Source organism: Paenibacillus phytorum, from assembly GCF_013141715.1.
GTDB classification, from domain to species: domain Bacteria; phylum Bacillota; class Bacilli; order Paenibacillales; family NBRC-103111; genus Paenibacillus_E; species Paenibacillus_E phytorum.
This window is the reverse complement of the sequence record NZ_WHOA01000004.1, coordinates 113,294-136,249: the sequence shown is the minus strand read 5'-3', so window position 1 is coordinate 136,249 and position 22,956 is coordinate 113,294. Positions and strand designations below refer to the sequence as shown.

24 protein-coding genes and 1 pseudogene are annotated in these 22,956 nt (G+C 43.0%); 18 read left to right on the top strand and 7 right to left on the bottom strand.

Annotated elements, in window-relative coordinates:
- The first annotated feature begins 216 nt into the window (after positions 1–216).
- The 3 genes from GC098_RS00600 to GC098_RS00590 all read left to right on the top strand — a co-directional run bounded on the left by GC098_RS00600 (position 217) and on the right by GC098_RS00590 (position 2,498).
- Positions 217–996: an amino acid ABC transporter substrate-binding protein gene (locus GC098_RS00600; protein WP_171639982.1), complete on the top strand. Its 780-nt coding sequence runs from the start codon at positions 217–219 to the stop codon at positions 994–996.
- Between the two features lie 75 nt (positions 997–1,071).
- Positions 1,072–1,731 (top strand): amino acid ABC transporter permease, encoded by a 660-nt coding sequence (locus GC098_RS00595; protein ID WP_171639980.1) that lies wholly within the window; start codon positions 1,072–1,074, stop codon positions 1,729–1,731.
- Between the two features lie 14 nt (positions 1,732–1,745).
- On the top strand, positions 1,746–2,498 hold the full coding sequence (locus GC098_RS00590) for an amino acid ABC transporter ATP-binding protein (RefSeq protein WP_312879966.1): 753 nt from the start codon (positions 1,746–1,748) through the stop codon (positions 2,496–2,498).
- A gap of 162 nt (positions 2,499–2,660) precedes the next feature.
- Here GC098_RS00590 and GC098_RS41080 read toward each other — a convergent pair.
- Positions 2,661–3,808, bottom strand: a pseudogene (locus tag GC098_RS41080) (glycosyltransferase).
- A 268-nt stretch (positions 3,809–4,076) separates the two neighbouring features.
- On the opposite strand from GC098_RS41080, the gene GC098_RS00580 reads away from it, so the two are divergent.
- From GC098_RS00580 to GC098_RS00560, 5 genes are all read left to right on the top strand, one after another.
- Entirely contained in the window at positions 4,077–5,783 is a 1,707-nt protein-coding gene (locus GC098_RS00580) for an SWIM zinc finger family protein (RefSeq protein WP_171639978.1), read from the top strand.
- Positions 5,784–5,810: 27 nt separating this feature from the next.
- Entirely contained in the window at positions 5,811–6,305 is a 495-nt protein-coding gene (locus GC098_RS00575; RefSeq protein WP_171639976.1) for a UPF0158 family protein, read from the top strand.
- Positions 6,306–6,578: 273 nt separating this feature from the next.
- Positions 6,579–6,749, top strand: a complete 171-nt coding sequence (locus GC098_RS39490; RefSeq protein ID WP_216625100.1) for a hypothetical protein — start codon at positions 6,579–6,581, stop codon at positions 6,747–6,749.
- A gap of 186 nt (positions 6,750–6,935) precedes the next feature.
- On the top strand, positions 6,936–7,604 hold the full coding sequence (locus GC098_RS00565) for a GGDEF domain-containing protein (protein WP_171639975.1): 669 nt from the start codon (positions 6,936–6,938) through the stop codon (positions 7,602–7,604).
- A gap of 126 nt (positions 7,605–7,730) precedes the next feature.
- The gene (locus GC098_RS00560) at positions 7,731–8,255 is read left to right on the top strand and encodes a GNAT family N-acetyltransferase (protein WP_171639973.1); all 525 of its coding nucleotides are present in this window, start codon (positions 7,731–7,733) and stop codon (positions 8,253–8,255) included.
- Between the two features lie 22 nt (positions 8,256–8,277).
- Here GC098_RS00560 and GC098_RS00555 read toward each other — a convergent pair whose 3' ends face one another.
- Positions 8,278–8,451: a hypothetical protein gene (locus GC098_RS00555; protein WP_171639971.1), complete on the bottom strand. Its 174-nt coding sequence runs from the start codon at positions 8,449–8,451 to the stop codon at positions 8,278–8,280.
- Between the two features lie 470 nt (positions 8,452–8,921).
- On the opposite strand from GC098_RS00555, the gene GC098_RS00550 reads away from it, so the two are divergent.
- A complete protein-coding gene (locus tag GC098_RS00550) occupies positions 8,922–9,536 on the top strand; it encodes a hypothetical protein (RefSeq protein ID WP_171639969.1) in 615 nt (204 codons plus the stop codon).
- Between the two features lie 33 nt (positions 9,537–9,569).
- Here the strand turns inward: GC098_RS00550 and GC098_RS41915 are convergent, their stop codons facing one another.
- Positions 9,570–10,220 carry a transmembrane-type terpene cyclase gene (locus GC098_RS41915; RefSeq protein WP_446686363.1) on the bottom strand — a complete coding sequence of 217 codons (651 nt, stop codon included), beginning with the start codon at positions 10,218–10,220 and terminating at the stop codon, positions 9,570–9,572.
- A gap of 343 nt (positions 10,221–10,563) precedes the next feature.
- Here GC098_RS41915 and GC098_RS00545 point away from each other — a divergent pair, with 343 nt between their 5' ends.
- The 3 genes from GC098_RS00545 (at position 10,564) to GC098_RS00535 (ending at position 12,596) form a co-directional block, all read left to right on the top strand.
- Positions 10,564–10,743: a hypothetical protein gene (locus GC098_RS00545; RefSeq protein ID WP_171639967.1), complete on the top strand. Its 180-nt coding sequence runs from the start codon at positions 10,564–10,566 to the stop codon at positions 10,741–10,743.
- Positions 10,744–10,881: 138 nt separating this feature from the next.
- The gene (locus tag GC098_RS00540) at positions 10,882–11,817 is read left to right on the top strand and encodes a DMT family transporter (protein WP_171639965.1); all 936 of its coding nucleotides are present in this window, start codon (positions 10,882–10,884) and stop codon (positions 11,815–11,817) included.
- A gap of 251 nt (positions 11,818–12,068) precedes the next feature.
- Entirely contained in the window at positions 12,069–12,596 is a 528-nt protein-coding gene (locus GC098_RS00535; protein WP_171639963.1) for a DUF3231 family protein, read from the top strand.
- Positions 12,597–12,723: 127 nt separating this feature from the next.
- Here the strand turns inward: GC098_RS00535 and GC098_RS00530 are convergent, their stop codons facing one another.
- Both GC098_RS00530 and GC098_RS00525 read right to left on the bottom strand, forming a co-directional pair.
- The gene (locus GC098_RS00530; protein WP_171639962.1) at positions 12,724–13,284 is read right to left on the bottom strand and encodes a hypothetical protein; all 561 of its coding nucleotides are present in this window, start codon (positions 13,282–13,284) and stop codon (positions 12,724–12,726) included.
- Positions 13,285–13,595: 311 nt separating this feature from the next.
- Positions 13,596–14,402: a hypothetical protein gene (locus GC098_RS00525; protein ID WP_171639960.1), complete on the bottom strand. Its 807-nt coding sequence runs from the start codon at positions 14,400–14,402 to the stop codon at positions 13,596–13,598.
- Between the two features lie 248 nt (positions 14,403–14,650).
- On the opposite strand from GC098_RS00525, the gene GC098_RS00520 reads away from it, so the two are divergent.
- The 3 genes from GC098_RS00520 (at position 14,651) to GC098_RS00510 (ending at position 16,147) form a co-directional block, all read left to right on the top strand.
- A complete protein-coding gene (locus tag GC098_RS00520; protein ID WP_171639998.1) occupies positions 14,651–15,406 on the top strand; it encodes a GTP pyrophosphokinase in 756 nt (251 codons plus the stop codon).
- Between the two features lie 76 nt (positions 15,407–15,482).
- The gene (locus GC098_RS00515; RefSeq protein ID WP_060646304.1) at positions 15,483–15,710 is read left to right on the top strand and encodes a hypothetical protein; all 228 of its coding nucleotides are present in this window, start codon (positions 15,483–15,485) and stop codon (positions 15,708–15,710) included.
- Entirely contained in the window at positions 15,707–16,147 is a 441-nt protein-coding gene (locus tag GC098_RS00510; RefSeq protein ID WP_171639958.1) for a DUF6526 family protein, read from the top strand. The genes GC098_RS00515 and GC098_RS00510 overlap by 4 nt, the downstream gene beginning before the upstream one ends.
- A gap of 129 nt (positions 16,148–16,276) precedes the next feature.
- Here GC098_RS00510 and GC098_RS00505 read toward each other — a convergent pair whose 3' ends face one another.
- Both GC098_RS00505 and GC098_RS00500 read right to left on the bottom strand, forming a co-directional pair.
- Entirely contained in the window at positions 16,277–17,206 is a 930-nt protein-coding gene (locus GC098_RS00505) for a DNA-binding domain-containing protein (RefSeq protein WP_171639996.1), read from the bottom strand.
- A 4-nt stretch (positions 17,207–17,210) separates the two neighbouring features.
- Positions 17,211–18,482, bottom strand: coding sequence for a sensor histidine kinase (locus GC098_RS00500; protein ID WP_246358340.1), 1,272 nt, complete (start codon positions 18,480–18,482; stop codon positions 17,211–17,213).
- Between the two features lie 233 nt (positions 18,483–18,715).
- Between GC098_RS00500 and GC098_RS00495 the strand changes: the two genes are divergently transcribed.
- From GC098_RS00495 to GC098_RS00485, 3 genes are read left to right on the top strand one after another with little or no spacing between them, the layout of a single operon-like run.
- Positions 18,716–19,981, top strand: coding sequence for a cation:dicarboxylate symporter family transporter (locus tag GC098_RS00495; RefSeq protein ID WP_171639956.1), 1,266 nt, complete (start codon positions 18,716–18,718; stop codon positions 19,979–19,981).
- A 25-nt stretch (positions 19,982–20,006) separates the two neighbouring features.
- The gene (gene aspA / locus GC098_RS00490) at positions 20,007–21,434 is read left to right on the top strand and encodes an aspartate ammonia-lyase (RefSeq protein WP_171639955.1); all 1,428 of its coding nucleotides are present in this window, start codon (positions 20,007–20,009) and stop codon (positions 21,432–21,434) included.
- Positions 21,435–21,487: 53 nt separating this feature from the next.
- Positions 21,488–22,915 carry an NAD-dependent malic enzyme gene (locus tag GC098_RS00485; RefSeq protein ID WP_171639953.1) on the top strand — a complete coding sequence of 476 codons (1,428 nt, stop codon included), beginning with the start codon at positions 21,488–21,490 and terminating at the stop codon, positions 22,913–22,915.
- The last annotated feature ends 41 nt before the right edge of the window (positions 22,916–22,956 follow it).

Genomic DNA, 22,956 nt, shown 5'->3' with positions numbered 1-22,956 from the left:
AATGAAGAAGCACCCGATGAGGGTGCTTTTTTCATTTGAATGGGTTTCGAGAGAAGAACCCCTCGGGGGTTCAGTCCGCGCGGACTGAAGTGCAGAAGAACATCTGCCAATAACTGTATCGACATTTTCTGAGAAATTATGATATCATGTAGTTCTTGATAAAGTGGTAACGTGCTAAAGTCATTGATACAAATGTTAAAGGTGGAGTTGGAATTTATGAAACGATTGGCTACGATGGCATTAGTAATCACGGCGGCAATTTCTCTAATTACAGGATGTTCGAGTTCAAAAGGTAACGCAGGTGACGCGAAAAAGGTAGTGATCGGCATTGATGATAAATTTGCGCCGATGGGATTCAGAGATGAGAAGAATGAAATCGTCGGTTTTGATATCGATTATGCGAAAGCAGCTGTTGAGAAAATGGGAACAACTGCAGTTTTTCAACCGATTGACTGGACAACCAAAGAATCAGAGCTGAACAGCGGCAGGATTGATCTCATTTGGAACGGATATACGATTACGGACGAGCGTAAAGGCAAAGTTCTTTTTACCAAACCTTATTTGAAAAATGCGCAGGTGGCTGTCACGCTGGCAAAATCCAATTTCGCCAAGCTGGATGATCTGACTGGTAAAGTTGTAGGGCTTCAATCCCTCTCCTCGGCAGCAGACGCATTGAACGAGAGTCCGTTAAAATCCAAAGTCAAGACCGTTACGGAGTATTCTGATAATGTTCTAGCGCTAAACGATTTGAAGATTGGCCGCATCGACGCGGTGATCATCGATGAAGTTGTCATTAAGTACTACATGTCCAAAGAAAAAGGAAGCTTCAAGCTGATTGGTGAATCGCTAGCTCCTGAAGAATACGGGATTGGCGTGAAGAAAGGCAACGAGGCACTGCTTCAAAAGCTGCAAAAAGCGCTTGACGAGATGAACCAAGACGGCACCGCTGCTAAAATTTCGCAAAAGTGGTTTGGTGAAGATAAAGTATTGAAGTAAACGTAATCGAGGAAGATAAGTCAAAATCGGATTTCTTTTGGGAAATCCCGTTTTTGTTTTTGGAGGTATTTTTTGATGTCAACTGATTATTTCACTTCAATGGTCATCCCTATGCTGGAAGGGGCCCAAATGACGGTCCTTTTGTTTTTAATTGCCATTGTGGTGTCCATCCCTTTGGGTTTTGTCCTTACATTGGCGGTGAAAAGCAGTAACAGACCCATTGCGGGGCTCGCTAATACGTATATTTATATCATGCGCGGAACGCCGCTCTTGCTGCAATTGCTCGTGATTTGCTTCGGACTTCCCATGCTGCCGGGTGTCGGACAATATCTGGTGCTGGACCGATTTACCGCTGCCTGTTTAGGTTTTATTCTGAACTATGCGGCTTACTTTGCTGAAATTTTTAGAGGAGGTTTGCTTGCGATTGATAAAGGCCAGTATGAGGCTTCGCAGGTGCTTGGCTTTAGCAAGTGGCAGACTATGCTGCGAATCATACTGCCTCAAATGTTTCGAGTCGTCTTGCCTGCAGTATCCAATGAGTCGATTACGCTGATTAAAGATACCGCGCTGCTTTATGCTGTTGCAGTTCCGGAGTTGCTTCATTTTGCCCAGACGGCGGTCAATCGTGACTTCTCCATCATGCCTTTCTTTATCGCGGGCATTATTTATTTGGTCATGACACTACTGCTAACTGCGTTTTTTAAATGGCTGGAGCGAAGATTTAAATTTGAATAAAAGGGATGGCGCGTGTGGCAATCATTGAAGTAGCTAACCTCAGTAAGTCATATGGCGAGTTGAACGTGTTGAAGCAAATGACGTTTCAAGTGGAAAAGAAAGATGTTGTTGCAGTCATTGGTCCTTCGGGTTCCGGCAAAAGTACGATGCTCCGAAGTCTTATTCATCTTGAGCAGATTAATAGCGGCACAATTCACATAACAGATGAGGTTTTGGTCAAAGATGGGATCTATGCCAAGCCCTCTGGAATCAAACGGATCACCTCCAAGATGGGGATGGTGTTCCAACACTTTAATTTGTATCCTCATCTTACAGTGAGAGAAAATTTGGAGCTCGCTCCGCGAATCGTTAAAGGTGAGCCGATGACCGGATTTCGAAAACGTAGCTTGGAATTGTTGGAAAAGGTTGGGCTCTCCGAGAAGGCATTGGATTATCCAGCTAAGCTTTCAGGGGGCCAGAAGCAGAGGGTCGCGATTGCCCGAGCATTAATGATGAACCCCGAAATCCTGTTGTTCGATGAACCTACTTCCGCCCTCGACCCCGAGTTGACGGGAGAGGTGATGCAGGTGATGAAGAACCTCGCAGAGGAACACATGACGATGATCGTTGTGACCCATGAAATGGGCTTCGCCAGAGAAGTAGCTAATCGGGTCATGTTTATGGATAAAGGAGAAATCGTTGAATCCGGCCATCCGCAGCAGCTTTTTACAAATCCGAAGTTTGATCGGACGAAAGCTTTCTTGAATGTTGGTTTGGCACAGCAGTGATGGGGGAAAAGGTTTAACGATTGAAGAAGCACCCGATGAGGGTGCTTTTTTTCATTTCAACATGCGTGGCTACTTGCGAGCGGAATCTCCAAGAGCTGTATAAATCAAAACCTATCACCAACCCCACTCATAATCATGCATACACCGGGAAACCGAGTAATGTTACTTTACCAGCTTTTCAGACTTCAGCAGCATTTCTCGTATAATGGTAGTGACTCGACTTTTGCTGTTCTTTGCTTTCTTTTTTATCCATCGTAATGACTTTTTGTGTTCACGGGTATTATTTTGTTGAAAGAACTGCTTGGCTGAAATTTGCAGTGTTTTCTTTAACAACAGTGCTGACGAACGTGTTAACTTAGATCGGATTCCCCTGTGCAATACCCTTAGTGTATTTTTGTAAGCCTCGAAATCCTCAGATGGAGGTACTAGATAAATTTAACGAGGGGTCATTGAATCCGTAGGTTTCAAACATGATTCTCAAATTTTCAGTATTTATAATATTTCCTCTAAAGTGGTTTGGATGTTCCTGGTGATATCCGACAACCTCTTTGATGCAATGAAAAGGGATCTTCAATTGATGCAGCCTGTAACCAAGGTCCCAGTCTTCGAGTCCATAGAGTACAAAGCGTTCATTGAATCCTCCAATACGAGTCAATTGGCTGCGTCTGATCGACACACAACGAGTAACTAGTAACATCCAAGGAGCAACATCCGTTTTGGCAAATTGCTTTTTTCACATTTGGAGGTACTCTTGTGGGGATAACAACTTTTGACAAGGCATCCGTTTGATGAAGGATATCTTCTGGCGTTATTAGCGGAATAATTTCATTCGCTGCTTCAAAGTCCTCATTCCATAAGTTGGATTGTGTAACTCTGTTGCGAAAATGTTTTTTTTCCTCAGGGGAAAAGTCAGGGTAATAATGGGTATAAGCATCATCCCACGAGTGAGGAATGCCTGCAAGCACGGCTCTGGGATATTTGCGGTGATAACGGCTCACAATTCTAATGAATTCAGGTAAAACCAAAAAGTCAGCATCACAGAAGATGATGTATAACCCCTTCGCATGGCGCAGCCCCAAGTTTCTAATGGCAGATCGACCGCGTTGTTCCTGATGGGATACATAGATAAGGGGGTAGGATGCTTGGAAGCCTTCGACCATTGCCTTCGTTCCATCTGTAGAACCGTCATCAGCTACAATCACTTCGAATTGATGCTTCGGATAAGTTTGTGTTTCAAATGAAACGAGCGTGAGCAAAAGCTGCTGGGCTCTATTAAAGGTTGGAATGATGATACTGTAGCGGATAGCCAATGTGATCTCCCCCGACCATTTTTTTAGAAAACCCTTAAATTAGAAGATAAAATAATAACAATATATTCAATGAGTTTAGCACGGTATAGTCTAACATCCTTTAGGGCTCGAATAAGGTTTGGGCTTATTAGGAATGTATCTTTATTGTTGATTTGAGAAAAGCAATAGTAGGCAAGAAGAGACAAATTTGAGAAAATGAAAGCATGAACGGCTCAAATCATTTAACATTCAAGATACATCATATAGTTAAGAAAGCAGGGATACATAGATGAAATTGAAAGAAATTGAGAATAGCATAGATGCTATCATTCTTGAGCGTGGGGAAGGGTATCGGGAGAACGGTCATATTCTATCCATTGAAGAGGTGGGGCCAGGGTTGTACCGAGCTGAAGTTGATGGGAATGAGCTTTACGATGTGGAGGTTCAGCTTGGCTCCCGCGGCGAAGTGGTATATACAGAGTGTGACTGCCCTTACGACATGGGGGCAATATGTAAGCACGTGGCTGCTGTGCTTTTGGAAATTAGAGACGAGCTATCTCATAGGGAAACAGCCTCGGATCCTTCTAAATCTAAGCCCTCACGTAAAGTGAAGTTATCTGACGAACTGTCTAAGCTTAGTAAAGAGGAGCTGGTTGCGTTACTTGTCCATTTTTCGAAAGAGATTAAGGAAGTAGACCATTTGCTTACTCTGAAATTTCATGACTCCAGCAGTGACGAGGGGTTAGCCCAATATAAAAAAATGATTCAATCCTATGTGAAGCGGAACTCCGATCGACATGGTTTTGTGCCTTATCGCAATGTGTCCTCTGCTGTAGCAGGTGCTGAACTTGTTATGGAAAAAGCCGAGGAAGAATTGGAAAAAGGACAGCGCCTGTCTGCTGTTAAAATAAGCTTTTGCATTTTGCATGAGATGGGGGAATTGCTTCGGTCATGTGATGATTCTGATGGCATTGTAGGTGGGATGATTAAGCAGTGTTTGGATTTAGTTCATGATGCAGCTTGTGATCTCGAAAGTAATTCCGAAATTGATAGACCTGCCATGTTGCAGCTGCTTCTCAAGGAGACGTTTCATCCGAACCTCGAAGGATGGAGTGAGTGGCAATTATCTCTTTTAGAAAGTGGTGCATGTTTGTTAAAGAATGATAAGGAGAGGACAGAGTGGGAGCAGCAAGTAAAGAAATTAGAAGAGAAGGAGAAACCAAATTCCTCATACGGATTGTATTTTGCCGAAAATGTTGCTAGGCTCCGGTATCAAATGATTCAGAAGTTTGATGGTGATGAACAAGCAACGAAATTTGTAGAAGATCATCTCGACTTTACCGCTTTTCGTAAAATGGCGATTGTTACTGCTATGGAACATCAGCAAAATGATAAGGCATTGCAGTTAGCCGAGGAAGGCGAGCGTCATGATACAAGTAAAGGTTATCCGGGTCTGGTTAATCAGTGGAAAAGGTATCGCTATGAAATATATCAGCTTACACACCAAGTTGAACATCAAAAAAAGCTGGCGGAGGAATTTCTAGTATCGGGTGAGTATTCCTATTATGCGCAATTAAAAGAATTATTTAGCAAAGATGAATGGTCATCTGTCTATGAGAGGATTTTAAGTAATCTGGAAAATAATCAGAGAGGAGATTGGCGTGTAAATTCTTTATACACCCAATTACTTATAGAAGAGAAAGAGACACGGAGACTGCTGAATTATGTCCAAACGCATAAAAGCTATGTAGTGGACTTCTATATGCATCTGGTAGGTGAGTACGAAGAAGAAGTGTTTGGATTGTTTGTCCAACACATTGTGGAGGAAGCAGCTCGAGCAACCAATCGAAAAGCGTATCAGAAGGTGTGTCAAATTATCCGTCAACTGATCAAAGCCAATGGATCGGTTCATGCGGAAAAGTTAATACAGCAGTTTCGTCTTGTTTATCCGAATAGACCTGCTTTCATGGATGAACTGCAAAAGATTAAGTCATGATATCGGCATAATCTTGTTCACTCGGACATGATTCTGATAAAATGGGATCATAAAATTCAAGCGAGGTTTATCGAAATGAATCTATTAGACGAGCTTATTGATGCTTATTTGGATAACAACTTTGAGCACCCTTACTATTTGGATCTGCATACAGGACAAGTCATTCTGGATATGGATGAAGCATATACAGGGGAACCGGGCATCGATTGGGATGATGAGGAAAACGAAGAACGTTATATCGACATTCCAAAGATTGATTCAAATGAGGCATTTTATGTGATGACAAAATTTGCTCAGCGTACCGAATCCGATCCTGAAGATAAATTATTTGATGCTCTTGATGGTAATAAACCTTTTAGAAGGTTTAATGATACGCTTTATGAATTGGATATTTGGGACGAGTGGAACCAGTTCGAGAAAAAGCTTGCAGAAGAAGAAATCCAAACGTGGATGAATCGCTATGAACTAGATTACAATGAATTGAACGAAAAGCACAAAAATAATCATCCTTTTTCACAATGAAAGGGCGTAGTTCGTTTTGAATAGACAAGAATTACAGAAAAAGGTTCGTCATACGGTGCATCAATTGATCTGGGAAAAAGGGTATGCGAGCCCACTGGATTTGTTCTTGAAGATGGAGAAGATCTCTCCAAAGCTTGTAGAGGAATGGCGATTCCGAAGGGTTCCCTACCTCGAGAGGGTCCTTAACGGGAATTTGGGTCAATTTAGCTTCATCATGAAAGAATTCCGGAAAACGGCAAGGAGTTGAACCTTAAGGAATCATATACCGCTTATATGTCCTGGGGAAAAGGGGCGAAAAGTCAGCTGCGTTTCTCGAAATCAGGTGACTCTCAAGTTGAACGACACTATTCCACCCATTATGTAAAGCCGCCTAACCCGGAACAAGCCCAACTTAAACCGGCTCCAGGTGAATCTAATCAACAGCAAAAAAGTGATGAAGCTTGAATCTAAGAAGTTCCATGGAATATGAATGGAATTAGTTTGGTTATATTCATTGAGATTAGTAGAGAACCAAATATTGCTTGAAATGCATAGAACAAGTGTGTCACTATAGAAGCTATAAAGGCTAGCAAAATTGGTTGGCGTGAAACGAACCTGATTTTAGACACATTTGAATAATGGTGATTTAGGATGAAATATTCAGGAAGAATCGTTATTATATCGGTCGTTTTAATATTAATAGTAGCCATAAGAATGTATGGTACTCTTTACTATAACTATCCCTCTCTTCAGTTTCCCATAATTGGTATTTTTATTGTGTTTGCAAGCTGGTTGCTAGGAACACAGTATGATAAATTGAAGTTCCTTTCGGAAAAAGATAGTCTGACCACACTGTATAACAGGAGATTCATATTGGAAACCTTTCCTAAGCTCATCGCTTCGGTGGATCGAAAACAGGAAAAGTTGATTTTATATTTTATTGACGTGGATAACTTTAAAATAATCAACGACACCCGTGGGCATAAAATCGGTGATCAGGTACTGCAACGGATTGCAAACGTACTAATACTCCATTCAGAAAAAAGGGATATAACTGCTCGTTGGGCAGGAGATGAATTTTTGATTCTTTCCACTTTTTCTGATGCTTGCCAAAGGGCGATGATGATTAATCGTATTCAGAACGAACTAAAGTTAGCCTCTAAAGAGTTCAATTTAGATATTTCCGTTTCTATTGGAACGGCTTCGTATCCCGATGAGGGGCAAGCATTAGATGATTTACTTCATGCGGCAGATCAAGATATGTATTCTTTGAAATCCGATAGAGAAAATAATCACAAAGTTGCTGTGACTAAGATATAGCTTCTTGAATGGTAAGAGAATGAGAAATGTAATAGTCGCCTCCACCTATAACATGTGAAGAGACACTGTACAAGTGTCTCTTTTGCTTCTAAAATAGACCAGTTTAACAGGCAGGAGTTGAATCGAATGAACAAGGTCCGACTAATTAAACCTTCTATGGAATTCCGAGATCAGTATTTATCGTTCTATCAAGATTGGATCAGCAGTGGTGAAGATATAGTGCCTTGGGTTGTTGAAAAAGATCCTAGCGATTTCCATGCAATGCTAGAATTTCTCTATTCGGAAGACAGCGAAGAGAAATTAGTCACTTCTAATTGGGTTCCCCATTCAACCTACTGGTTATTAAATGAAGATAACTTTCTAGTGGGGGCTGTAAACATTCGTCACCGATTGAACCAAAAGCTTCTAAATTGCGGTGGTCATATTGGCTATGGAATACGGCCCTCCTTTAGACGAAGAGGGTATGCGAGTGCCTTGCTATATCAGACATTACAAATAGTGAAAGAGATGGGCTTGGATAAAGTACTAGTGGTATGCGATAAAGGCAACGTTGGTTCTGAGAAGACGATTCTCAAGCAGGGTGGCACCTTTGAATCAGAGTTTATCGAAGATGATGGAATTATGGTTAGGAGATTCTGGATTACGTTATGAGGGGAAACCGGCACTTGAAATGCTAAGGATTAGCTATGATTTTACCATTTTGCCACTCAAATTCATATTCAAATTGTTCGGTTGAGCTATAAAGTTCTGGTGAGTACGGACGAACAATATGACTCTCTGATGCACTGACACCTAAAGCAGATAGGGTTAACATACAGGCAAATGCAAGAATTATTTTGGCTTTCATATTTCGATGCCTCCACCACAATAAGATAACTCAATTGTAGGGTTCATATGTAATTGGAGTATTATCACTAAGTAAATAATTTGTTTACAAAAAGGGAGAGGGGTCATGGATCTGTACAGCTACGGCTCACCCGCACACAAAATGAAGAAGCACCCGACGAGGGTGCTTTTCTTTCATTTCTATGAGACGCCCCCTCCATATTTCAACCTTCTCAACACCTTCATATCTCTACCGATTGAGGAAATAAAGAGACTCGTCGTATCCCGGTATGATACATTTAAATAATTAGGATTATTATGGAAATATCATCGAGGATGACGGAGTGGTTGACATGAGAATGAAGTCATTAACGTTTTTATATTTTTTAATTACATTAGCCAGTTGTGTGGTTGCACTTAGTGCTTGTGAACAAACGCAGTCCATTGACGTAACTAACGAGAACAAAAATAGACCTATGGACTCCAACCCATGTGGATGCCTCGCAAATTTCCTTAACTTTTACTTATAGCTCTAATAAAGCAGCAAGTTATGTTGTCGATTTACTGATTAAACCGGAAGGTTCAACTGAGTATCGTAAGGGCACGTTAGATGGAAATTCTTCTTTTGAAGGCAAAGAAGGAGAAAGTGAGTTTACTGTTTCATGGGATAAGGAAAAAGATGCGATAAAGGCAGATCAATGGGTGGACCTCCGTTTAACAACCACCGATAAAGATGGGCATACAACGAGTTCTGATCTTAATCGATTACGCTTTGAATCGCGGGAGACCATTCGTAATCACTTTCAGGATTATTTGATCTATTATGGCAAATGGACAGATGCGTTAATTGATCAGGCAAGGCAGAAATATCGATTGGTTATTTTAGATACACGCAGTGGCATTTCACCTAAGCAAATAGCCAAGATTCGTGCGGGAAAAGACCCGCGTGATGCTTCGGATGATGTTCTCGTCTTAGCTTATGTATCAATAGGAGAAGATCTTCGGACAGCGCGAATGAGCCAGGATGACATGAAAAAGGATGCGAGATTCGTACTGGATGGATCCGGTCCCTCTACTGATCCGCGAGCAGGCAGTCGATCAATATGACAACAACGAAAAATCATTGAAGATTATTGCCCCTTAATAGAGGGAACGATGAGTTATTGTGGATCTATGTATGATCTTTACTGACTTGCTATAAACCAACAGGATGTAAACGACGTCTAGAATAAATATAAGAATGTACAGCATATTTAACAAGATTGAGTTCGGGTTCAGGGAATAGCACCAAATCGATGCGCACAGGGAACCCACCATTTTAGAGTATGCGATGAAGATAGATTGGCCGTACAGATCTTGTTTCAGCAACATTCTTATAAATAGGATGGACATCATGAGATTGATTCCAAATGCGGAATACTTGCCCTCAGGATCATGAAATTCGACAGCCATTCCGTAGTGCAGCAGCAAAGCAATGACAATTAAGGAGAGGACTATAGGTTTTATTGGCCATTTTGGAGATAAACTTTTTGAGTAATAGAAAAATTGAAACAGGATGATACAGTCTAATAAAAACCATAGTAGGGTTACGATTTGCTGGAGCGGGTGGTAAGGCATGATGAGGGAAAAGAGAAATTCCCAAGTAATATTGGCACATAGGGCGACTATTGGCATTCCACAGGTTTGATCTCGGAACCCTTTATAAATGACCCATATATAAGCGATTGTCCAAAAAAAGACGATGCAAAACTGTAAAATACGTTCTATTTCAAGTGGTAAAAGGTGTTCCATACGTAGTAAATCGCATCCTTCCAGGGAATTCTCTTTGATAAATATGATTCATTTAGCTCGTCTATGCACAGATATGTAAATCTAATAAGCAGCTCGGCCACCAAGTGGTTGGAGCTGTTTTTTGCCACTCTTTCAGAGTATGTGGGATCTTAATATTGTGGAGGTACTTAATTGGGAGGATAGGGCAGGATGTTTTCGAATACATAGCCTTGGTTAAGTCTAATCCATTCTTAGGGCGGAATACTTGGCTTTAGGTATCCATAGACGGTTTTTCACCCAAAATGCTATTTGTTATACTTAATAGGACCGATGCGAAATGAAAATAAGCAAGGAGTTGGTGGGATTGAATCATACAGAGATGTTAGGACGCAGGAGCGAAATTTTGAAACGTATCATTGGAAATCTAATTATAAAAGATAATCAGTTTGGTTTGAGTGAACAAGAAAATAATTGTTATAAAGATATGGTTAAAAAGTTTCATAGAAGCAACTATGAATTGCACGCTAGTAGGAAACAAGTATAGTTACTAAATGATCTATTAGAATGGAAGCAAAGAGTGTAGTAAGATGATAGGTACTAGAAGACACCGTCTTAGGTGTCTTTTTGTGGTGTAATAAGATTATATTAGTCAAAAATCGATAGAGAGTAGGCGTGCATCAACTTGGTAAAGTCAGAGAAAACCATTTATTTCATCTTAGCTATGGTGGTCATTTCGTGGGGTTTAAATATTGTAATGGTTAAATACCTTACACAGTTTATCTCGCCCATGCTTGTAGCCGCAATTAGGATACCGCTCGCTGGAATTGTGTTGCTTCCGTTTGCATTTAAAAAGTATGGATTCTATAAACCAAATGCAAAGCAGTGGGGACTTCTTTTTCTTATAGGACTAACATCGATCTTCTTTCATCAGTTGTTTTTAGCTTACGGGGTAGTTACAACTACAGCTACAAATGCATCGCTGATATTAGGATTAAATCCGTTATCTACCGCTCTGCTTGCATCCATTTTCATTGGGGAAAAATTCAGTATGAGATTAGGCGTCGGTATTCTGTTTGGATTCTCGGGGGTCGTTTTGGTCGTAACTTCCAAATCGGCAGATAGTTCGGTTGGTTTATCTGGATGGGGAGATGTCATCATGCTTCTATCCATGTTGGCTTATGTTGTTGGTGCATTGTTCATCAAGAAGTTGTCGGCAACGTCCATGCCAACTTTAGTTGTCACTACTTATTCCACACTAATTGGGGGAGTCATGTTAAATCTGGGTACAGTGACTTTCTTGGGGCCTTCGTCGTATGCTCAGATTCATTTGCCAGCCATGGCTTGGGCCGTTATGTTGATGTCAGCTTGGGTAGCATCTTCACTGGGTACATTAGGGTGGAATCATGGTATTAAATTTCTAGGTGCCAACAAAACAGCTATGTTTCTAAACGGGCTGCCTTTTGCCAGTATGGTTGGGGGCATTATTTTTTTGGATGAAAAAATTGGTTGGATTCACGTTGTGGCCTTTATTCTTACCACGGTTGGTATTGTGATAGGGACTTTAAAGAAAAGAGATAGCAGGCTTTCCTCTGTAGGTGGAAAATCTGTTGAAATCTAGACCTAAGCGAAAGCGGAGGGAGTATATCTTCCTAATAAGACACTATCTATTCCTACGGGATTTGGATAGTGTTTTTTTATCAAAGCATAGCGGAATCATGAACCGGGAAAAATGTCCGAACTTTGATTAATTTCTGATTAAAACGGTGGACTACACACGGCATTAGCGCAGCACTCGTTATGATTCAAATAAAAGCATGAAATAAAAACCAGGCAGAAGGGAACGCTAACTAGCAAAAAGGAGCTGCGAACATGAATATCATGGAAGTACTCAATGATGCGATTAAGCCGTTTCTCGATGGTGAAAAGCCGCCTTTAAACGTCGGAGAAGTCATGAATCTGTGGTTTTATTTGACTGCAACGGATCAAACAATGCGCGGTGAAAAGGTGTCTTTTAATATTGTAGAGGATCTTGAACTTAAGGAGAAGCTGAAAGAAGTCATTAACGATGTTCATGGTCCAATTTTTGCAGAGCTAACTGAGTTTTTAAAAGCAGAAGGCGTCCCGCTGCCCGAGGCATTGCCGGATAAACCGATTGGCGATTTTCGGAATATTCCGGAGGGATCCAAACTGTCTGATGAGGAAATAGCGAGTCTTCTCAGCTTCAATATTGTACTGGGTATAAATTATGCTTGCCGGGGCATGACAGAGGCAGTACGGCCGGATGTAGCGGCAATGTTCGCCAAATTTCAGATGAAGAAGTTTACATACGCGATAACGTTAAAAGATTTATTAATGAGAAAAGGGTGGTTAAAAGCACCCCCGTATTTCAAGCCTTAAGGCTTAAGCCTTAGCAAGGTAGTTTAGGAAGCGTTAAGCAGTACTTTGCTAGTATAAGCACAAAAAGCACCTGAGAGGGTGCTTTTTGATTTGTACCGGTGTTAAAGCGAGGAAAGTTTATGCAAAATTAGTTGATAGTGATAGCAGAAATACTTCCGTTTGTTTTAAAGTCTTTCGTGTAGGCTAACGTAGCTGTCGCAGTGAATGTACCGTTTGGTCCCGTTACGGTTATTGTCGGATTGGAAGAATACCCTGCTCCTGGATTTGTAATGGTTACACCAGTCACAATACCATTCGTAACTATTGCGGTTGCTGTAGCTTGCGTTTTTTGCCATGTCTCACTTTTTCTTCCGTTATAACGGTAATAGTTGGACACCTCATCTAAGCGTTCATTCGTGATTCCATAGGGAGCCAGAACTTTAAGGAGAGCTGATTTGTTTTTCTGAGCTTGTTCGGAGCTTGGGCCACTATCCAGTCCTGCAGGAGTTACGCCGCGAAATGCTTCTCTAAAGACCTCAGTGGGTACCCCAAGGGCCGCGGCAATGAGTACGACAGGCCTGCCATGGTCTTGCGGATCTGTGTTGAAACCACCCGATATCACGACTGAATTAGCTGCTTGATCAGGATTGCTGCCATTCGTTGCGCCCGCAGGGATGGAGTTGGGCTTGGGACAAGCTTCATTAGTCAAAGAGTACTGAATGTCTCCTAATTATCTCAGCTACGACATCGAGAGAATCTTCTTGGGTGGTCAATAGTGATTGTGTTCATTATCTATCTTTTAAACCTTTCAAGGTTTCGTCGTACTCTTCAAAGAAAATCAGGACTAATCCCTGTGGGGAGAGCAACTTTATTTACTTTCTTGATGACGATTCCTCCATTCTCTTGGTCTTTATACTAAGTATCGAATTTTATATTTATTATATACTACGGTCTTTCGAATCTCTATATACTGCAAGGCGCACTAAAATGTTTTTATTGGCTTAATATTGACCTCAGACCCTACGGGATTTGAGCCTTAATCCCTGCGAGTGCCTCACTTACCTTCGTTTCAAGCTTAAAGATGCTTTCTTTTTCTGCATTCATTTGACGGGATAGAGAAATCATGGAGGTGAGTGAGCTTTGAACAGCATTCGAATCTTCTTTTTTTGCTCCTTGTTTAAATGCGGTCCATATCGGGGAGAGGCTGTTTTGGATCGTTTTGATAGCACCTTGCTTAGCTTTGATCTGTACGTTTATGGGGTCAATGTCATTCAGGCTGCTGCGGATTTTTTTGGTCGCCTTGGATGCTTTGTCTTTAGCAGCTTGGGAAGCTTTTACCTTGGCACTGATGTCGATACGAGCTAGTTGTACGGGGATTTTCATAGCAGCAGCTTGGAATCTTAGCAGGGCGCCCAAGCTTTTGCTTTTCAGTGATCGGGCGGCTTCGATCTGTTTGTTTAGCGCGGCGTATTGAGATAATAAGGGCTGATGCCGAGCTCTCGTTCGTGTGATCTCCTCCTCCAATTTCGCCAATTTGGCGGAATCGATATCTTTGGCCTGTTTGCCCAGCTCAGCTGATGTATCCTTATTTCTGCTATGCAGCGTATTGATCTTGGCGTCCCAGTCCTGTTCTTGTTTCTGAAGGGTGAGGAATTCGGTGTAAAGTGCATTGATTCGATTAGCTTGTGTTTGAGTCGCGTCGGCAATCGTTTTGTCGAGAGAGGATTGAATCGTGGTTGTGATTTCGAATGAAGCGGCTGAAGCCAATTCTGCTGGAATGGCCGAGGCGAGGGCTAAAGCGGTGAGCAAAGCAGTGAAATTTTTCAATAGAAAACCTCCTTCAATTTTGAAAATGGGATATGAATACAACAAAAAAAGCACCTGCAAGAAAGGCCATCGGCCTTATCTTACGGGTGCTTCCGTCGTAAGTATTCACTCGAATATGATAGGAGTACTATACCAAGACGCCACGGAAGATGTCAATAAGAACACCAAATTTGCGCCGAGTGATACATGTGAATTAAACTAGCTAGGACTGGTAAAATAACCACGACCAAAGGATGGAAACAACCATGATGAATCAACTTTCGATCAATGATTTAAAAAGATTCAAGAACGAACTGACACGATTTATGATGACGTATAAGTTCGCACTGGATGAGATAGAGACCAGAATTGAAATTCTCGTGCAGGAATTCGAAATGCTGCATGAATATAATCCGATTGAACATACTAAGTCGCGCTTGAAGTCTCCGGAAAGTATCTTTCACAAGCTCAATAGAAAGGGAGGAGCTCTCTCGTTCTCAGGGATTAAGGAGAGTATTAAGGACATTGCAGGTATGCGGATTACATGTTCGTTTGTCTCTGATATTTATGTCATAAGCCAGATGCTGAAGAGTCAAAGCGACCTTAAAGTACTGGATGAGAAGGATTATATTAAGAACCCGAAGCCTAATGGCTACCAAAGTCTTCATCTGATCATCGAAGTGCCTGTACATCTATCGGATCGACTAGAAAGTGTATGCATCGAAGTTCAGATTCGAACGATTGCGATGGACTTTTGGGCAAGTTTGGAGCATAAAATCTATTATAAATTCAATCAAGGCAATCAAGCTGTACCCGCGCGGCTTCTGGATGAATTAAAACAAGCGGCTGCAGCCGCGTCAGCCTTGGATCTGCAAATGGAACGCTTGCATGCCGAAATTGAAGTTATTAAAGAAGAGCAATCAGAAACAATGGACGATAAGTTGAATCGAATTATCATTAACAACCAGCAATTTGCTCTGCCACAAGCGCTGCTGGAGCTTTTAAATGATGAGGACGTGAAGTAGTATCCGCTAATTGGATGATGCCTCTTTTAATTTCTGTGGTATAATCAATGTAACGGAATTAGAAGGGTGCGAGTAAATGAATACTTTTGAAGACTGGAATCAAAAAGTGAAGTCAACGTTCAACGCTACAAGTAATGAAGAAGTACTAACCGTTATGGAAGCAGGAGAATCATTAGGTCTTTCTAAAGATCAGATGAAACTCTATGTGGACAAAAACAAGTTAACCAAAGTGCCAATTATGAGAAGTGTTCATCGCTACCTATTATTAAAAAGTGAGATCGATGAAATCGTGGAGAAACTATGAGTAACGGTCATCAAAACTATGCGAATCATCGTAGAATGCATCCGCTGTTTCACTTTGTTTACAGTGTGCTGGCGCTGGGATTAGTGATCTTATCACTTACTCAGCTCGTTAGGTCAGTGCAATCCGGGGCAGACGTGCTGCCCGCGGTTATTTTTCTGCTCATTTCTATCATTTTAGTCATTGTATTCCTGCTTGTACGGTCCTATCCGTTAAAAGCGCAGGATCGCGCGATACGGGCAGAAGAGAATCTCAGGCACTATGTGTTGACCCAGAAGCTGCTGGATGCCAAGCTCACGATAGGGCAAATTGCGGCTCTACGTTTTGCTTCCGATGAGGAGTTTCCTACACTTTGTAAGAAGGCTGCCGCGGAGCAGTTGTCACCTGACGCTATTAAGAAGTCGATCAGGAGCTGGAGAAGCGACAACTACCGAGTATAGTGCGGCTCCTTTATGTTAGAAAAGTAGAAAATGGTGGTGCGAGGTTTATTCCTTGCTCTGCCATTTTTTTTTGCGATCGACGGCTGAATCCCTGATTGAATATTCCGGGTCAAATGATACGGAACTTACTCACAACTGGCTAATCAATTTTTTGGCTTCCAAATAGAGCACCTGAATAAACTTTTTTGTGTTTTGTCGGATTATACTTTGAGACTCATCTTCCTTGTTCTCCAGTTCCCTCATTCTTTTGCGGACATCGCTTAGGTCAAAAAATTTATTCGAGTATTCCTCAAACTTCGGATTCGAATAATCTAGCAATCCAAGGGAGGCTAGGTTTGTTAATGCTTGGTTCACGGTCCGTCGTACCCGCTGCTCGGCTGCCTTGACTTCTTTTCTCAAATCGCTGTCAGAGGCTGAGGGGGCTAATTTTTTTTCTGCGACTTTTTGAAAAATTTCATGAAGCGGCGGAAAGTTAAGCTCCAAAGGTTGATTCATATCAGTACGATACAAATAATCAAGCATCTCCAATAAGTCCTTGCAGCCGGACTCGCCAATTAACCCAAGGTCGGATAAGACATAATTCCCGCTTGTTACTATCGTTTTTGCGCTGGATGACGGATCTTTCTCCGTAAGGGCGCTGTTAATGCCAATGGCACTTAGTGATTTCTGAATGTTTCTTATGGATTGATGCAGCCTAAGCAGCTCAGAAACCTTACGAATAACGGCGATCAATTCCAATCGGTTGATCGGTTTCGTGATGTAATATTCAATTCCGCAGGAATAAGCCAACCCAATCATTTCCTTCGACTCTACTTGAGAAATCATGATGATTTTACCTTCGAAATTACCGGAAATCTCACGAACGGTTTCTATGCCGTCACGATCAGGCATCAATAAATCGATAAGAACGATATCTACTTGTTTGAGGGCAAGTAGATCGCTGTCAATGTGCGCCCCATCTGGGGCCTCACCTACGATAGTTCCCAAATCCTCATCCTCGATAATATGCTCCAGCATGGAACGTACGGCCGGATCGTCATCGATAATAAAAAAACGCATCATGCTATTCCTCCTTTCCTATCTTGCTCACTGGCAATGTGATGATGAAATTAGCACCAACCCCGTTATTGCCGGCTTGAACACGTATGGTTCCATGAAGCAGCTCGACTTCTTGTTTCACGTAAGCGAGTCCTATACCCGTGGAAGGGTTGCCGGATTCATCGTATTTCGTAGTAAACCCTGGCATGAAGATCCGATCCTGATACTTAGGCGCAATACCCGGACCGCTATCAACTACACGGATAACGATATCATCTCCGTTTCGTATTACGCTAATCCTGATATAGCCCGTTTCACGAATTGCTTCAACGGCATTAGTCACTAGGTTATTAAGTATGGATAAGGTGGCATACACGTGACATAATGGGCATTCGCCATCGATCTGTAGTGAGAATGCAATCTTCTTGCCGAGGGATCTGGCATATTTCTCGTTAGAACGTATGACGATTCCGGCCAATTCATCCATTGGTAAGTAATCGCTATCATGTGAAATTAAACCGGACAACCCCGCATAAATCCGTTGATTATCTTTTTTGATTTCATGAACCTGACCGGCGATTCGAAGCGCTTTTTGCGACAGGTCATCGAGTCCCGGAAGATGCGCATCCTTTAGAGACTGATACAGTTCATAGCTAACCCGCGTTATATATTCCGCATTGTGCAGCGTTTTCTTCAACTGAATAGATTCTTCATACAGCTCGGAGATAAGCATGATCATCTTCTCGTTTTCTTTGCGCTGCTGCTCTTCGGCTGCCCTCGAATGTCGCAACTTCACGATATTGAAAATACCTAGCACGAAAAAACTGCGAAAAAAAGCAATTAATGCAATCTGATTCCAGGTGGTAAGAGAAGCCATCTCAGCGATGGAGGTATATCGAAACAGTAGTTCCGCCGACGTCGCGGCGATTTCAATCGAAACGCCGAGAAAGCCAACGATAAGCGGCCGATTATGATACCGGTTCATACGAACCGCCGTGAAGACGATTCCATAGGTCAGGTAGTAGAAGAATACCGGATAATGATGATGAAAGGAAGCGGACCAGTTCCAATCAGAGTAAAGGAACGCTTCAAGCCCTGTGCGAAAGAGCATAACCGATATCCCGACAAGAAGACCTGAGACAAGAGGGGAAGGAGTCCGCAGCCACAACAGGAAAAGGAAGAAGGTGGGGGTGCCTAAACTAACCCGAAACTCATCTCGAAACGGATAGAAATTCAACTCGCCTGTGATCGGAACCGAAATGATCATGAGTATTAACAGGAACCATTTTTCCTTCAAAGTGTCTTGTTTCCCTCCTTCTCACATGAAGTAAAAGTCATTCGACATAGTTTGCGTTATTCCTTCTATACCTATAGCTTGCTTTTACACACGTATATTTTTTTTGTAAAAATAAAAAAGAGAAATTGTAGATTCGTCTAGCTTTCTGTAGATTACCCACTAAGATGAAATCAATTAAAGCGTTACCAAAAGCTTCATGAAAAAGAAAGCGCTTAACAAAAGGGGGAATCATCATGAAAAAGTTCGGATTAGCATTTCAAATTTTGTTTGGTCTCATCTTGGGGATTATCGTAGGAGCTATATTTTTTGGAAACCCAACTGTTGAGAGCTACTTAAAGCCATTGGGCGATATTTTCATCCGTTTGATTAAAATGATCGTCGTTCCCATCGTCGTTTCTTCGCTCGTTGTCGGAGTAGCGGGCGTTGGAGATATAAAAAGGCTGGGCAAGCTTGGCGGAAAGACGATTCTTTATTTTGAAATCGTAACGACGATCGCCATTATTTTCGGATTAATCGTGGCGAATATATTGAAGCCTGGAGCAGGCGTCAATATGTCAGCGCTTGCCAAGACTGATATTAGCAAGTACGTCGATGCGACGGAGAAGATGACCAGTCACAGCTTCGTTGATACGTTCGTCAATATCGTTCCGAGAAACGTGTTTGAATCTCTTGTCGCGGGTGATATGCTGGCCATTATTTTCTTCTCGGTATTTCTAGGCTTGGGTATTGCCGCAGTTGGTGAGAAAGGGAAGCCGGTTCTAGCCTTCTTTCAGGGACTCTCAGAATCGATGTTTTGGGTGACCAACCAAATTATGAAATTCGCACCACTTGGTGTTTTCGGATTGATTGGCGTGACAGTATCCAAATTCGGGGTAGGCTCCTTGGTTCCACTGGGTAAGCTAGTGTTTGCTGTATACCTCGGGATGTTTCTGTTTGTGTTCGTCGTATTCGGCTTGATCTCGAAGCTTTGCGGCACCAGTGTAATGACCATTATTCGCATTCTAAAAGACGAGCTGATCCTCGCTTTCTCTACAGCAAGCTCCGAGACGGCAATGCCTAAGATGATGGAGAAAATGGAGAAATTCGGTGTTCCGAAGGCTATCACATCTTTCGTCATTCCTACGGGCTATTCGTTCAACCTGGACGGCTCTACGCTGTATCAAGCCATTGCTGCTCTATTTATTGCTCAAATGTATGGCATTAACATGTCGATCAGCGCTCAGATCACCTTGGTGATTGCTCTGATGCTCACTTCCAAAGGGATTGCTGGTGTACCGGGTGCATCTTTTATCGTGCTGCTGGCTACGCTGGGATCGGTTGGGATTCCGCTCGAAGGACTTGCTTTTATCGCTGGAATTGACCGTATTCTGGATATGGCCCGTACGGCAGTCAATGTGATCGGCAATTCTATTGCCGCGGTTGTTATGGCGAAGTGGGAAGGGCAGTACGATAAAAATAAAGGCAAGCAATATATAGAGTCTGTTAAGAAAGCGGCGTAATTGAAATCACTGGGGGGATAAGACAATGACAACAGCTCAGTTAAGGGTGGAAAAAGATTTTCTTGGTTCAAAAGAAGTGCCTATAGATGCATATTACGGGATTCAAACACTGCGTGCAGTCGAAAACTTCCCGATAACAGGTTACCGCATTCATGAAGAATTAATTCGTGCGATGGCGACTGTGAAAAAAGCGGCAGCAGTAGCGAACATGGAGATCAGGCAGTTAAACCCTCGAATCGGGAATGCAGTCGTTCAAGCGGCACAGGAAATTATAGATGGTAAATGGCACGATCAATTCATCGTCGATCCGATACAAGGCGGAGCAGGTACGTCAATCAATATGAATGCCAACGAGGTTATCGCCAATCGGGCTATCGAGCTGCTCGGGGGTACTAAGGGGGATTATTTTGCAGTAAGTCCTAATACGCATGTGAATATGGCTCAGTCAACCAATGATGCGTTTCCGACCGCAATTCATATCGCCACACTCTCTCAGATTGAGAAGCTGCTTGTAACGATGGAAGAGCTGCTCGAGTCGTTTTGCATCAAAGCCGTTCAATTCGACGGTATTATCAAAATGGGCCGGACCCATCTGCAGGACGGCGTACCCATTCGACTGGGACAGGAGTTTGAGGCATACAGTCGAGTGCTGGCTCGGGATATTAAGCGGATTAAGCAAACACGTGATCATTTATACGAAGTCAACATGGGTGCAACAGCCGTTGGAACTGGCCTAAATGCAGATCCTCGCTACATTAAGCGGGTTGTGGAAGTGCTCGCTGAGCTGAGTGGACTACCGCTTATTAATGCCGAGCATCTGGTGGATGCGACGCAGAATACGGATGCGTACACCGAAGTGTCGTCTGCATTGAAGGTGTGCATGATCAATATGTCCAAGATTGCCAACGACTTGCGATTGCTCGCTTCAGGACCTCGCGCTGGGCTCGGGGAGATTCAGCTGCCTGCGCGCCAACCGGGTTCTTCGATTATGCCGGGCAAGGTGAATCCCGTTATGGCGGAGGTCGTTAATCAAGTAGCATTCCAGGTCATCGGCAACGACCATACGATATGTTTGGCGTCCGAGGCGGGACAGCTTGAACTTAATGTGATGGAGCCAGTGCTGGTGTTCAATTTATTGCAATCGCTTAGCATGATGAATCAAGTATTCCAAGCTTTCCGCGTGCATTGTTTGGAAGGGATCGAAGCTAATGAGGAGCGCTGCAAACAATATGTGGAGCAAAGTGTAGGCGTGATCACGGCGCTTAATCCACATCTCGGCTACGAAGTGGTGGCACGAATCGCGCGTGAAGCCATTTTAACAGGAAAGCCTGTTAGAGAGCTCTGCCTGATCTACAATGTTCTGACGGAAGAAGAATTGCAAATTATTCTCGATCCATATGAGATGACAAACCCGGGGATAGCGGGAGCTGAGCTGCTGGAAGGCAAGCAATAAAAGCTGGAAGCAAAAACTCGATTAGAGCAAAATTAAAGGGAGTGAACAGGAACATGTCAGTTCCAAGCGGTGCAACGACTTATATGATTTTTCGGCTTCAAATCGATAAAGAATTAACCTCGCTCGGCGATATCGCGGCTACCATAGAAAAGACAGGAGGAGATATTGTAGGCATAGACGTCATTTCTTCCGGTCGCACGAGTACTGTCCGCGATATTACTGTGAATGTTTTCGATCAAACACATAGCCAGCTCATCGGCGAGTCTCTTCAAAGTTTAAGCGGTGTAAAGGTGATTCACGTATCGGACCGGACCTTCCTTGTCCACTTAGGTGGGAAGATTGAGATAAATTCGAAAATTCCAGTCAAAAACCGTGACGATTTGTCGCGAGTGTACACCCCTGGGGTCGCTCAAATCTGTACCGCCATTGCGCAAGAGCCAAGCAAAGCCTATTTGCTGACGATCAAACGGAATATGATCGCGGTGGTATCCGACGGTACGGCTGTACTTGGACTTGGCGACATCGGACCGTTGGCCGCGATGCCGGTGATGGAAGGCAAGGCGATGCTGTTCAAACAATTCGGGGGCGTGGATGCATTCCCAATCTGCCTTGACACGAAGGACCCGGATGAAATCGTCAGCATCATCAAAGCGATAGCTCCGGCGTTCGGAGGCATCAATCTAGAGGACATATCGTCGCCTCGCTGCTTTGAGATCGAAGAACGGCTGAAGCGTGAACTCGATATTCCCGTGTTTCATGATGACCAACACGGCACGGCGGTCGTGCTGCTGGCCGGTTTGTTGAATGCGTTGAAAATAACAGGCAAACAAATGTCGGACATTAAAGTTGTTGTTAATGGCATTGGGGCAGCAGGTATCGCTTGCTCTAAGATGCTGCTCGCCGCCGGAGTGCGTAACTTAATCGGGGTGGACCGCTATGGCGCCATTAACCGAAATACACAATACGACAATGCGCATTGGACCGAGTTTGCCCAGATGACGAATCCGAACTTGGAAGCAGGGAGCTTGTCCGACGTTATCCAGCATGCGGATGTATTCATTGGTGTTTCCGCTCCGAACATTTTAACGGTAGATGATGTCCGATCCATGGCGAGGGACCCCATTGTCTTCGCGATGGCGAACCCAACGCCGGAGATCGATCCCGAGCTTGCCAAGCCATATGTGAGAGTGATGGCTACAGGGAGATCTGATAAGCCGAATCAAATTAATAACGTTCTTTGCTTTCCCGGTATTTTCCGCGGTGCTTTGGATTGCAGGGCGAGTGAGATTAATGAGGAAATGAAGCTGGCAGCTGCTCAGGCGATTGCATCCGTAGTAACCGATGAAGAATTGAATGAGACTTACATTATCCCCAGCGTTTTTAACCAGAAAGTGGTGGAAAAGGTAAGAGAGGCTGTTGTTGAAGCTGCCTATCGTACAGGGGTGGCACGCAAGAGCATGAGGGATCCAAATAAGGAGTAGATTCATCTAATAGGGCTCAGTTCTTCGCCTTAAAGAGATGA